Annotated in this window: 11 protein-coding genes and 1 pseudogene; 6 read left to right on the top strand and 6 right to left on the bottom strand. The window is 62.0% G+C overall.

Annotation, left to right across the window (positions count from 1 at the left end):
• From ACY693_RS07815 to ACY693_RS07805, 3 genes and pseudogenes are all read right to left on the bottom strand, one after another.
• A pseudogene (locus tag ACY693_RS07815) lies at window positions 1-672 on the bottom strand (nitrite reductase); the annotation flags it as partial.
• An 84-nt stretch (window positions 673-756) separates the two neighbouring features.
• A complete protein-coding gene (locus ACY693_RS07810; RefSeq protein WP_462321270.1) occupies window positions 757-1,374 on the bottom strand; it encodes a cytochrome b/b6 domain-containing protein in 618 nt (205 codons plus the stop codon).
• Window positions 1,371-2,345, bottom strand: coding sequence for a nitrate reductase (locus ACY693_RS07805; RefSeq protein ID WP_462321269.1), 975 nt, complete (start codon window positions 2,343-2,345; stop codon window positions 1,371-1,373). Before ACY693_RS07805 ends, ACY693_RS07810 begins: the two co-directional genes overlap by 4 nt.
• Window positions 2,346-2,953: 608 nt before the next feature.
• Here ACY693_RS07805 and ACY693_RS07800 point away from each other — a divergent pair.
• The 5 genes from ACY693_RS07800 (at window position 2,954) to ACY693_RS07780 (ending at window position 7,842) form a co-directional block, all read left to right on the top strand.
• Window positions 2,954-3,424, top strand: coding sequence for an outer membrane lipoprotein (locus tag ACY693_RS07800; RefSeq protein WP_462321268.1), 471 nt, complete (start codon window positions 2,954-2,956; stop codon window positions 3,422-3,424).
• Window positions 3,425-3,530: 106 nt separating this feature from the next.
• The gene (gene mnmL / locus ACY693_RS07795) at window positions 3,531-4,520 is read left to right on the top strand and encodes a tRNA modification radical SAM protein MnmL/YtqA (protein WP_462321267.1); all 990 of its coding nucleotides are present in this window, start codon (window positions 3,531-3,533) and stop codon (window positions 4,518-4,520) included.
• Window positions 4,521-4,601: 81 nt separating this feature from the next.
• A complete protein-coding gene (ubiU, locus tag ACY693_RS07790; RefSeq protein WP_462321266.1) occupies window positions 4,602-5,597 on the top strand; it encodes a ubiquinone anaerobic biosynthesis protein UbiU in 996 nt (331 codons plus the stop codon).
• Between the two features lie 13 nt (window positions 5,598-5,610).
• Window positions 5,611-6,513 (top strand): ubiquinone anaerobic biosynthesis protein UbiV, encoded by a 903-nt coding sequence (ubiV, locus tag ACY693_RS07785; RefSeq protein WP_462321265.1) that lies wholly within the window; start codon window positions 5,611-5,613, stop codon window positions 6,511-6,513.
• 87 nt (window positions 6,514-6,600) lie between these two features.
• Entirely contained in the window at window positions 6,601-7,842 is a 1,242-nt protein-coding gene (locus ACY693_RS07780) for a Bcr/CflA family multidrug efflux MFS transporter (protein ID WP_462321264.1), read from the top strand.
• Here the strand turns inward: ACY693_RS07780 and ubiT are convergent.
• From ubiT to ACY693_RS07765, 3 genes are all read right to left on the bottom strand, one after another.
• Entirely contained in the window at window positions 7,839-8,309 is a 471-nt protein-coding gene (ubiT, locus tag ACY693_RS07775; protein ID WP_462321263.1) for a ubiquinone anaerobic biosynthesis accessory factor UbiT, read from the bottom strand. The genes ACY693_RS07780 and ubiT overlap by 4 nt on opposite strands.
• Window positions 8,306-8,899, bottom strand: a complete 594-nt coding sequence (gene idi, locus ACY693_RS07770) for an isopentenyl-diphosphate Delta-isomerase (RefSeq protein ID WP_462321262.1) — start codon at window positions 8,897-8,899, stop codon at window positions 8,306-8,308. The genes ubiT and idi overlap by 4 nt, the downstream gene beginning before the upstream one ends.
• 401 nt (window positions 8,900-9,300) lie before the next feature.
• Window positions 9,301-9,933 (bottom strand): hypothetical protein, encoded by a 633-nt coding sequence (locus tag ACY693_RS07765; protein WP_462321261.1) that lies wholly within the window; start codon window positions 9,931-9,933, stop codon window positions 9,301-9,303.
• A 225-nt stretch (window positions 9,934-10,158) separates the two neighbouring features.
• Here ACY693_RS07765 and ACY693_RS07760 point away from each other — a divergent pair.
• Window positions 10,159-11,002: helicase HerA-like domain-containing protein (locus tag ACY693_RS07760; RefSeq protein WP_462321260.1), on the top strand; the 844-nt coding region annotated here is incomplete at its 3' end.

Genomic DNA, 11,002 nt, shown 5'->3' with positions numbered 1-11,002 from the left:
GGACTCCACATCCTCGAGCTCATGCTCGGGTCGACTCGCGACCAGCGCCGCCCACCCGGTCCAAGAGAAGCTGCCAGGGATACCGCAGGCCCGGTCGATCTTGCCGACCGGAATGGCGCGCGAGCCCTCGGCATTGACCAGGCGACCGTCGTAACCATAGGTCGAGAATGCACCGCCTTCGGTGCTCTGAAACTTGAAGTGCACGGTGTTGACGATGTCCTCGAGCGTATCGACGGTCTCGACCGTGCCGTCTTCGTGGGTGATATCGATCGTCGCATGGCACTCGAGGCAGGTCTCCGGCCCCTTGTACTCTCGAATGCCGGCCTCGCGGAAGTATTCGATGTGCGAATAGCCGCTCTCCTCGATGAACGATGGGGTGTTCATCAGGATCTCCATCTTGACCTCGCGCGCGAACGCATCGCGCTCCTCGGTCACGGTCGCCGCGGCACGCTCACGGCGAACCTTCTCGGTCAGCTCAAGCGCCAGCTGCTCAAACTCAGCGTCGCTGATCTCTCGGGTGTCGTAGGTGAGCGGTGCGTTCTTCACACCAGTGTAGAGATCGAAGAAGATCGGATAGACCACCTTGTAGAGCACCGCCGGCACCAGTATCACGGCGAGCACGATGGCCACGCGGCGGCGCTTCTTGGTTGCAAACAGAGAGCGGATGTTCATGACGTTGAGTCTCGAAGGACGCGTTGCGAATAATGGGGCTTTGGACAGTGCCCTCACGGCGAGGTTGCCCAGCAGGCTGCCGTATCAGCCCCCAGACTCCTCCTTGTGCCAACCGGTCACCATCGCCTTGAGATTGGTGGTCGGCTTCTCCCCAGTGGTGATGATGTACATGTGCACGATCAGGAACAGCACCAGCATCCAGGCCACAACCAGATGGACCATCGCGATGATCCAGACGGTGCCGATCCCGAACAGGGTTTCTGGCAGCGAGGTTGAGAACAGGAACGCCCAGCCACTGAGGATCAGGATCGGCATCAGCCCGTACATCACGCCGACGTAGCTCAGGGTCTGCAGTGCGTTGAGCTTATGCTCAGCGCTGACATGAAACGGGTGCGGAGCCCCCACGAAGATCCCATGTAGGTAATAACGCGTCTGCGCGATCAGGTCTTGCGGGAGGGTGCGCAGATTGATCAGATAATGCTTGCCGTTACCACTCAGGAAGTTACCGACCATGAAGGTCAGCCAAGAGACGGTGAGCAAGACGCCGCTGGTGTTGTGGACTGGAACCGCGACATCGAATGGGATCAACCAATGCAGGCTGAAATGCATGCTGACGCCTGTCGCCACTAGCGTCACGAACAGCAGCGCATTCAGCCAATGCCAGAGCCGCAGCCAGATCGGGTACAGGTAGAGCGCGGTCATTTCGAGGTCTCCTGCCGACGGTGAGCGCGGTAGCGGCCGTAGCCATGCGCGGCCACGCCAAGGATCATGAGCACAATCATCCCGAGACCGATCCGATCCATCCAGGGGTTGCGCGTCATACCAACGATGTAGGCATCGTTATAGATGGCCTGCGAAAAGAAGCCGTCCCGCTCGCGTGCCTGTTCGGTGCGATAGTTGTACAGCTGACTAAGCAGCGCCGAGCCCTTGCTATGACACTCGACACAGAGGCGGTTGCTCTCGTCGGCAGACAGCACGTTATGCGATGGCCGCTCGGGAATACGACCCTCAAGGGGCGTGTGGCAATCAAGGCAACGCACCGAGCCCCAGTGCGCCTGCGGCTTGGGTAACCAATCGTGTCCCTTAGGCACCGGCGTTAGCAGCTCGGTGTGGCAATCGAGACAGGTGCCATTGGTCTCAGCCACCACGTCCACGATCGACTCGCCGGCCCTGAGCGGGTGAAATCTGTGTGGGTTGTGGCAGGAGAAGCAGGTGAACTCCTCGACATTCTCGGTGACATGCACACTCTTGTCGTACTCATGCTTGAGTCCGACCAGGTTCGGCGCGCCATCGTCCTCCCGATCCTCATGACACTCAACGCACTGCAGATTCTCGTCAGCGCTGCTGAGCCGGTGCGGATAGTGCGAATACCCGCGGTCATGGCAGTCGCTGCAGGCAAGCTCGGAATGCACGGAATGGCTGTAGGCGTCGCGATCGATCGACAGGTTGACGATCTTGCCGGTCTCGCGATCGCGATAGGCCATGGTCTCCATCCAATGACAGCGCATGCAGTCTCGGCTGTCTTCCTTGAGCAGACCCTGCTCCTTGGATTCCTCTGCGACATCGGCAGGACCTGAGGTGCTGGCAACGGCCGGGTCGGCGGGGGTCGCTAGGACATTCCCAGACAACCCGAGCAGCATCAGCAGGACAAGCAGCGGAGCATGCGGCAGCATCGGCCATCGCACATCTTGGTGCGGTCCGACGGAACACTGAGCTCCAGGATTAGGGTCAAGCAGCGTACGGAAGAACATGCATGGTGCCTCTCTGTAGAGACCGTCGGTTCGAGGCCGACAGTCACCTTATACGGCGGCCGCAACCTGGGTGAATGACCAAAGGCAATAAAGGGGCTCGTTGAGCCAGACCATAGCACCCGCGCAAAAAGCTTAGACGCTGTCCCCGCAGCGGGTCGTTCACCTTACCGAGCGACGGAACGAGTTCAAACGCGACCTCAACGTCGACCCCGTCATGACGACGCGCGAGCGCAAGCGACGTTCCTGAAGGCAGACAGCACGCTTGAGCAGCAACTGAGAGCGCTCAACCTGGTCGGGCGCATTGATAACCGTTCATCGACAGGCGCGCATCTGGTAGGCTTTTCGGCCAAGGCTAAACTTGAGTAAAGCTCAAGGATATCTGCGGCGCCACGATCGCCGCAGATAATCGGCGCGCAACGACCCGCGAGCGATTATCCTGCAGCGAGGACGCTAGCAGGAGCCGGCTAACGAGCCGATAACAACCCTTTGTGATGTACTCCCCTACTGCACTGTCAAGAGGATAACGACTGATGAAGAAACAATTCCATGTCGCGGCACTGTTACTCGTGACGCTGCCACTCGTCACGCTGCTCAGCGGCTGCCCGGCCAGCATGTCCGCCTCCGCGTACACCCGTGATCAAGCACGCAGCGCGCAGAACGTGGAATACGGCACGGTACAGTCCGTGCGCGAGGTTCAGATCGAAGGCACCAAGAGTGGTGTCGGCACCGTGGCAGGTGGCGCCATCGGCGGAGTGCTCGGCAACGAGGTTGGCGCTGGAACCGGCCGCACGCTCGCCACCATCGGCGGCGGGCTCGCGGGTGCCGTCGCTGGCTCGGCGATCGAGGAGGGCGCCACCCGCCAGCGCGGGCTGGAGATCACCGTCAGGCTCGACAATGGCCGCACCATGGCCGTGACCCAAGCAGCCGACGAGTCTTTCGTCGCCGGCGACCGCGTGCGGGTGTTGACGGATCGCTACGGCACCGCGCGAGTTGTCCGCTAACCGGAACGCCCAACTTGGTTGACATTGCTCAATGTCAACCAGGCCGACATTTGCGAGTGTTTAAGGTTTTCTGCGATCGAGCAACCATAGCGGGCGCAAAGCGGGCATGACCTTAGCAGATCGAGTCAACACCTTCGGCGTCGATCTGGTCCGCCGGTATGGTCACCGGGTCCATAAGCTAGCGATCCACGCCGGCTTTACCTGCCCAAACCGCGACGGCACCAAGGGACGCGGTGGGTGCAGCTTCTGCAACAACGTCTCCTTCAGCCCCAACGCCGACAGCCCGACGGACAGCGCAAGCCGCGCAACGCCAGAGCGCAGCGTGGCCGAGCAGATCGAGGCGGGACGGCGCGTGGTCAGGAAGCGCACCGGCGCCGAGCGCTACTTCGCCTATTTTCAGGCCTACACCAACACCTACGACGACATTGCGCGCCTGAGCGCGCTGTATCGGCAGGCATTGGATGAGCCGGACGTCATCGGCCTCTCGGTTGGCACCCGGCCCGATTGTGTGCCCGAGCCGGTGCTGGACCTGCTCGCCGGCTATCGTGCCGAAGGTCATGAGATCTGGCTCGAGCTTGGGCTGCAGTCGGCCTTCGACAGCACCCTGGCGCGGGTCAACCGGGGTCATTGCTTTGCCGATTATCGGCGCACCGTGCGTGCAGCTCGGCTGCGTGGCATCCCAGTCTGTACGCACCTGATCATCGGCCTGCCGGGCGAAGGCCGGGACGCGGCGTTGGAAACCCTAGCCCGCGTTATCGCCTTGGGGACCGACGGGCTGAAACTGCATCCGCTGCACGTGGTCCGCCATACGTTGCTCGCACATCAGTGGCGCCGCGGTGGTTACCAACCACTGGCTTTGGACGATTACATCGAGATCGCAGCCGACCTGATCGAGCGCACGCCTGCAGATGTCCTCTACCATCGCGTCACCGGCACCGCGCAGCACGAGATCCTGCTGGCACCTGACTGGTGCTCGAAGAAGTGGATCGTGCTCAACGGTATCGAGAACGCGCTTCGGTGCCGCGGCACCCGCCAGGGCTCACTGGCCTTGGGGCAATCGACTCCTGCGTCCGCGGCGATTGAACAAGTCGCCTGACGCCACTCTCTAACCTTCATCGCGCATCGTAACCAGACGGTGAAGCGCCTCTCTCTAAGGTGACCACGCATGACGCACAGGATGGAATTGGTTTGTCCGGCCGGCAACCTGCCGGCACTCAAGGCTGCAGTCGACAATGGCGCAAACGCGGTCTACATCGGCTTTCGCGACGACACCAACGCGCGCCATTTCGCCGGCCTCAACTTCGCCCCGAACAAGATGGTCGAGGGCATCCGCTACGCGCGCAGCAAGGGCGTGCGGGTCTTCATCGCGCTCAACACCTACCCACGTCCGGACGGCTTCTCGCGCTTCGAGCAGGCCGTTGATCGCGCCGCCGAGCTTGGTGTCGATGCGCTGATCGCCGCCGACATCGGCGTGCTCGACTATGCCAGCCGCACCCATCCAGCGCTCAACCTGCATCTCTCGGTGCAAGGCTCGGCCACCAATTACGAGGCGCTGCGGTTCTACCATGAGCACTTTGGCATCCGTCGCGCGGTGCTGCCGCGGGTACTCTCGATCAGCCAGGTCAAGCACGTCATCGACCAGAGCCCGATCGAGATCGAGGTCTTCGCCTTCGGTAGCCTCTGCGTGATGGTCGAGGGGCGCTGCATCCTCTCGTCCTATGCGACTGGCCGCTCGCCGAATACCTATGGCGCCTGCTCGCCCGCCAGCCACGTGGAGTGGATCGAGACCGACAGCGGCCTCGACACCCGCCTCGGCGGCGTGCTGATCCAGCGCCATCCGAAGGGCGAGAACGTCGGCTATCCAACCCTGTGCAAGGGCACCTTCAACACCGATGGCCTGACCTATCACGCAATCGAGGACCCGGTGAGCCTAAACGCCATGGAGCTGCTGCCAGAGATGGTCGCCGCAGGGGTCAAGGCGGTGAAGATCGAGGGCCGGCAGCGCAGCCCAGTCTATGTCGCGCAGGTCACCAAGATCTGGCGCGAGGCACTCGATAGCTTTGAGCGCAGCCCGAGCAGCTTCGCGCCCAAGCCCGAGTGGACTGCCGCCTTGGGCAAGGTCTCCGAGGGCGCCCAAACCACACTCGGCCCCTATCATCGGCCTTGGCAATAGGGGAACAAAGACCATGAGCGACCATCAGCCACGCCTCTCACTGGGACCGATCAGCTACTATTGGCCGAAGGAGCAGGTCGATGATTTCTACGCCATGGTGGCCGAATCGCCGGTCGATATCGTCTATCTCGGCGAGACCGTCTGCTCCAAGCGCAATCAGGTCCGTCACGAGGACTGGCTCGCGATCGCTGAGCGCCTCGCCGAGCACGGCAAAGAGGTCGTGCTCTCGACCCTGACCCTGCTCGAAGCCGAGTCCGAGCTCAAGCGACTGCGTGCGATCTGCAACCAAGACCAGTTCATGGTCGAGGCCAATGACATGGGCGCTGTGCATCTGCTTGCCGGTCGGCCATTCGCGATCGGCCCCAGCGTCAATTGCTACAACGATCGCACCCTCGGCGTGCTCGCCAGGCAGGGCCTCAAGCGCTGGGCGCTGCCGGTCGAGTTGACCCACGAGACCCTGGAGCAGATGCAGCGAGCCAAGCCCGCTGGCGTCGAGACCGAGGTCATGGCCTATGGACGGCTGCCGCTGGCCTACTCCGCGCGCTGCTTCACCGCCCGTCACAAGGAGCTGCCGAAAGACGACTGTCGCGACGTCTGCCTCGACTACCCGGATGGCCTGCTGGTCAACACCCAGGATGAACAGGCCTTCTTGGTGCTCAATGGCATCCAGACCCAATCCGCGAACACCGTCAATCTGCTCGCTGAGCTACCGGCCATGCGCGCGCTCGGCGTCGACATCCTGCGCATCAGCCCACAATCACAGCAGATGGACCAGGTCATCGAACTGGTCCACCAAGCCCTCAGCGACGCCCTCGACCCTGCCGAGGCCAGCGCACGCCTCAATGCGCTGATGCCGGTTGGCCCCTGCAATGGCTACTGGCACGGCGAGGCCGGGATGGCGACCACTGCCGCCTGATCGCAATCGGCTCGTCAATAGCTCGCGGTATCAGTAACAAAGGCCTCTCGGTTCGCCGCATAGGTGCGCACAGGAAGCGTCGTCAAGATGCCAAGCACTAACCGCTGGGTCTTGCTGCCAGTACTTGGACTGCTGGCGGCATTGACCCCACTCGCGATCGACATGTATCTGCCGAGCATTCCGTCCATCGCTCGGGATCTCGACAGCAGTATCGAACTGGCGCAGCTCAGCGTCACCGTCTACCTGGCGGTGTTTGCCGCCGCGCAGTTGCTGCTCGGGCCACTGTCCGATGTGCACGGCCGTCGGACCATCATCGGTCTTGGGCTCGTCACCTTCATGCTAGGCGACATCGTCTGCGCGCTGGCCCCGACGATGCCGATGATGCTGTTGGCGAGGGCCGTGCAAGCTGCTGGTGGCGCAGCGGTGGCAGTGACCATTCCGGCCTTGGTGCGCGATCTCTTCGAACGCGACGATTATGCACGCGTGATGGGCATGGTCATGCTGGTGATGGGACTCGCGCCTCTGCTGGCGCCCAGCCTGGGTGGGCTTATCATCTGGTATGCCACCTGGCACTGGGTGTTCGTGGCACTGTTGTTGATAAGCCTGATGGCAACGCTGTTGTTCTTTCGCGTGGTGCCGGAAACGCTGGCCATCGAGAGCCGCCATCGCCTGCATCTACTCAGCATCCTCGCCAACTATGGCCGGTTACTGAGTCATCGTACCGCGCTTGGGTATCTGCTGACCGGCTCTGCCAGCTTTGGCGGCATGATGATCTTCATCGTCGCCTCGCCCTTCGTCTATATCGAGCTGTACGACGTTCCCGCATCGGCCTTCGGACCGCTGTTTGGCATCAATATCCTGGCCGCAATGCTGTTTGCAGCGGTGAATGCCAAACTGGTGACGCGCCTTGGAGCGGAACGGCTGCTGCGCGTCGGCCTCGGGCTGCAGGCTACAGCCGCGGTTGCACTCGTGCTGCTCGCGTTGGTGCCACAGCCGCAGCTTTGGCCGATCGCTGTTGTCTCTTGCATCTATCTCGGCATGAACGGCTTCATCTTCGGCAACGCGATCGCCGGTTTCATGGCCTTCTTCCCGACCATGGCCGGCACAGCATCAGCATTCGCTGGCGCGTTGCGCTTCGGCTTTGGTGCCCTAGCGGGCTCGGTGGTGAGCCTGTTGCACGATGGCAGCGCGACACCGATGCTGACCGGGATGGGCGTCTGTGGCCTGCTCGCGCTCGGCATCTATCTGTTGGCCTGCTGGCAACAAGCCGCTGGAAAGCAGCATGGCGCCATGGAACAGACGGGGATCAGTGTTACCCGTACCCGCTAACCCCGACCAAAGCGCCCGAGCAGATCGGTGGCGCCGTTCATCACCTTCAACAGCGGACCGAGACGACCTTCCAGCTCGACACTGTCGAGGAAGTTCTTCACGTAGAGGCCAAGCTCAGTGCTACCGCCGAGGCGCAGCCGACGGTTGAAGAACAGCGTATCCGGGTCTTCACGGCGGGTTGCCAGCAGCAGGAACTCGTAGACCTTGCCATCGATGCTGAGATCGGTTGCGGCACCGGGCGGTGCCGCCTTAATGCGGCCTCCAGCCAGGGTGAGGCGGAATTCGAGCCGCGCATCGTCGACGCCGATGCGCATCACGTGGCCGTCCAGAAAGTCGAGCTCGCCATCGCGCAACTCTGGCTCGAAGACGCGGTTCAATATCTGGACCAGCGCGCCTGTGCGCACGCCATTGGGTACCAGCCCGACCGGTAGCGTCAGCAGGCGCGGGATCGTCGGTGACTGGATCAAGCGACCTTCCTCAACGGAGTGGCCGAAAGGCCGGCAATCAAATCGCGATACTCAGTGCGCAAACGCTGCCATTCCATCACGAACCAGGGCGTGACGCGCTCTGGCTCCTCAGCAATCAGGCGATCGGTCTCCGCACAGGGAATCCAGCGCCAGTCGGCGATCTCACTCGGGTTCACGTCAACCGCGACCGGGGCCTCGACCTTGCCGACATAGACCGAGCACAGCTCATGCTCTGCACCCAGCGCCCCAAAATCGGCACGGTACTGAAACTTGTAGAGAAAGCGCAGCTCAGCATCGATGGCCAACTCCTCGCGCAAGCGGCGATGGGTCGCCTCCTCCAGATCTTCGCCCCGGCGCGGATGACTGCAACAGCTGTTCGACCAGAACAGAGGCCACAACGGCTTGTCGCCACTGCGTTGCTGCAGGAGCACCTGATCGTCATCGGTGAAGAGGAAGATCGAGAAGGCGCGATGCAAGAGTCCATCGCCTAGGTGGGCATTGACCTTGGTCTCGTGTCCGATCTCGCGATCATCGCTATCGACCAGAATCAGAGGCTCGTCATCGAACGAGACGGTTTCGTGCTTAAACAAATTCGCTCTCCAAGTCCGCAAGGCTCGAGCTTCACCGTGAAACAAACGCTGCATTGGCCGGGGAGGCAACGCGCCATGAACGTTAGCCATTCAAAGGCGCCGAACGCTTTCTAGGAGACCAACGGATACGCTCTATCGTTCAATGCTGGCATAAAGGCCCGCAAGTGACAAGGCAGCTTGACAGGGGCGGCGTCAAGGTTTATTGACATCAGACAGCATCGAGCAAGCCGGCCGCGCCCTCGCGTCTCCGCCAAGAGCGCTAGCAATCCTCACGCCATCATCGATCGCCTGAGGCCAGCTCAGGTCCTGGCCGGGTCTGCCGACGTCTCCCTAGGGTCTGCCCTGTCCTTATCTCGATCTCCGAATCTTCTCTCAACTGGCCTCTCCTCAACTGGTTTCCCTTAAACAGGTCTCGGCTCGACCGGAAACGGCTGCTCGCTGCTAGCAAGATCAGACGGCGGCGGCAGGGCTACGGCAACCCCATCTGGTAGCTCACCACGCCCAGCCTGGTAGAGCCCCCCGGACTCCAGCATCAGCAGTCCCATCACGGTCAGCAGCAACGGTACGACCCCGATGCGCGCCCAGATGGCGCCACGCATGTCTTGGGACTCGAGCTTATGCCTTTCCATCTCTTGCAGCGCGGGGGGTAGATTGGCAATGCGCTGCTCCAATGCCGACTGATTATTGCCGCCGAAGAAGGCGAGACTCACGACGGTGGCACTGATCAGGTAAGCGATCAGCAGGATGCGGTAACGTCCGGCCGTCAAGCGCCAATGCGCGGCGACAAACCAGGCATCTGAGCGCTCGGCCCGCCGCGCACGCACCCAGGTGAATAGCATCACCAGCAGCGAAAGCGCGATTGGCGCCGCCACAAAAGCCCACTTGTAGCGCGCAATCACCGAGTAGGGCTCGGCCATCGAGCCCGCGAGCAGTGCCACCCCCGCAAGCAGGTTGAACAAGAGCAGATTGACCATCGCCAGCTCGTGCGCAGACTTAGCGCGTCGGCGCTGCTGACCATCGACAGCGTAAAACATGCATCCTCCGCGAGCCCGATCGAATGAGTCGCCCAGGGCGTTGAAATGTTCATCTCTGGCAGGATTGTGCGCATCACCCAAGGCCCTGACAACCGAATTCAGGCTCCGCAGCGGCTGCGTCGGCTCAGGCGGTGATCGAATCATAGTGGCTGAATCACACTGACTGATGGTTATACTCGGCTCATCAGAGACCAGCCTGTTGACGACTGACGCAATGGAGACCCCATGACTGACGGCATCCTGATCGGCAAGAGTGCCGAAGCGGCAGTACAGATTTGGCCACAGATGGCGAATCGGCATGGGCTAGTCGCCGGCGCCACTGGGACCGGCAAGACGGTGACGCTGCAGCGACTCGCAGAGCAGTTCAGTCGGCGCGGTGTGCCGGTCTTCTTGGCCGACGTCAAGGGCGACCTGGCCGGCATCAGCCAAGCTGGCGGAGACAACACCAAGGTCAGCGAGCGGGTCGCCGAGCTTCAGCTCGATGAGGCTGGCTTCTCATACCGCCCCTGCCCAGTCACCCTCTGGGACCTCTATGGCGAGCAGGGCCATCCGGTGCGCACCACCATCAGCGAGATGGGACCTTTGTTGCTCGCGCGGCTGCTGAACCTCAACGAGGTCCAGGAGGGCGTGCTCAACATCTGTTTCCGTGTCGCCGACGACAACGGGCTGCTGCTGTTGGACATGAAGGACCTGCGCGCGATGCTCAATTATGTGGCCGAGAACGCAGGCTCGCTGCGCACCACCTTCGGCAATGTCTCAGCGGCCTCGGTCGGCGCCATCCAGCGCCGACTGCTCAAGCTCGAGGACCAGGGCGGCGACCTGCTGTTCGGCGAGCCGGCATTAGACCTGGCCGATCTGCTGCAGACCGATATCAACGGCCACGGGATCGTCAACGTACTGGCGGCCGACAAGCTGATCCATAACCGCACCCTGTACGCGACCTTCCTGCTCTGGCTGCTGTCGGAGCTGTTCGAGCAACTGCCCGAGGTCGGTGATCCGGAGCAGCCGAAACTGGTGTTCTTCTTTGACGAGGCCCATCTGCTTTTCGATGATGCACCCAAGGTGCTGG

The organism is Halochromatium sp. (genome assembly GCF_054919635.1).
This window is presented reverse-complemented; position numbering and strand designations above follow the sequence as displayed.

Bases quoted from the DNA above. Each gene is read 5' to 3' on its own strand.
- ACY693_RS07810 (WP_462321270.1), bottom strand. From the start codon at position 1,374: ATGACCGCGCTCTACCTGTACCCGATCTGGCTGCGGCTCTGGCATTGG.
- ACY693_RS07805 (WP_462321269.1), bottom strand. From the start codon at position 2,345: ATGCTGCCGCATGCTCCGCTGCTTGTCCTGCTGATGCTGCTCGGGTTG.
- ACY693_RS07800 (WP_462321268.1), top strand. From the start codon at position 2,954: ATGAAGAAACAATTCCATGTCGCGGCACTGTTACTCGTGACGCTGCCA.
- mnmL (WP_462321267.1), top strand. From the start codon at position 3,531: ATGACCTTAGCAGATCGAGTCAACACCTTCGGCGTCGATCTGGTCCGC.
- ubiU (WP_462321266.1), top strand. From the start codon at position 4,602: ATGGAATTGGTTTGTCCGGCCGGCAACCTGCCGGCACTCAAGGCTGCA.
- ubiV (WP_462321265.1), top strand. From the start codon at position 5,611: ATGAGCGACCATCAGCCACGCCTCTCACTGGGACCGATCAGCTACTAT.
- ACY693_RS07780 (WP_462321264.1), top strand. From the start codon at position 6,601: ATGCCAAGCACTAACCGCTGGGTCTTGCTGCCAGTACTTGGACTGCTG.
- ACY693_RS07765 (WP_462321261.1), bottom strand. From the start codon at position 9,933: ATGTTTTACGCTGTCGATGGTCAGCAGCGCCGACGCGCTAAGTCTGCG.